The organism is Pseudonocardia sp. SID8383, assembly GCF_009864975.1.
In the GTDB taxonomy this organism is placed as follows: Bacteria; Actinomycetota; Actinomycetes; order Mycobacteriales; family Pseudonocardiaceae; genus Pseudonocardia; species Pseudonocardia alni.
The window spans coordinates 1-639 of record NZ_WWFY01000538.1; the positions used below are offsets into that span (position 1 = coordinate 1).

1 protein-coding gene is annotated in these 639 nt (G+C 77.0%); it reads left to right on the forward strand.

All coding sequences use genetic code 11. The features are described from left to right. Nucleotides 1–268: 268 nt before the first annotated feature. Nucleotides 269–639: FAD-dependent oxidoreductase (locus GTW08_RS13240; RefSeq protein WP_161151986.1), on the forward strand; the 371-nt coding region annotated here is incomplete at its 3' end.

Genomic DNA, 639 nt, shown 5'->3' on the forward strand with positions numbered 1-639 from the left:
GGTCGTGGGCATACGACCTCCTCGGAGCATCGGATCGGACTCGGACCGGGTGCGGAGGGCTGGTGACACACGCGGGGACGCCGGAAGGGCCGCACGAGGGCGGCGACGGTTCCGGGCCCGGTGGACGTCACGGGCCGGCGGCGGAGGGCGCGGAGGTCGACTCCGCGGGCCGCTCAGAGGAACCGGATCAGCATGGCGGCGACGCTACGACGACCGCCCGGCCGGGGCCACCGGTTTTCCCCGGGACCGCCGACCTATCGTCGCGGGCATGGAGACGGCGGACGTGCTGGTGGTCGGCGGCGGCATCGCCGGGGTGTCGGTCGCGTGGGAGCTGGCCGCGCACGCCCGCGTCGTGCTGACCGAGGCCGAGCAGGACCTGCCGGTCCACTCCACCGCCCGCTCGGCCGCCACCTACATCCCCGGTCACGGCTCCGGCCCGTTCCGCGCGCTGATCGACGCCTCCGGGCCGCGGTTCGCTGCGCTGCCCGAGCAGCTCGGCACGCCGCCGTTGCTGTCCCCGCGCCCGGTCCTGCACCTCGCGGACGACGAGCAGGCCGCCGACCGCCTCGCCACGACGCTGCGCGAGCAGCACGGCGAGCCCGGCGCCCCGGTCGCCCTGGACCCCGCGCAGGCGTGGCG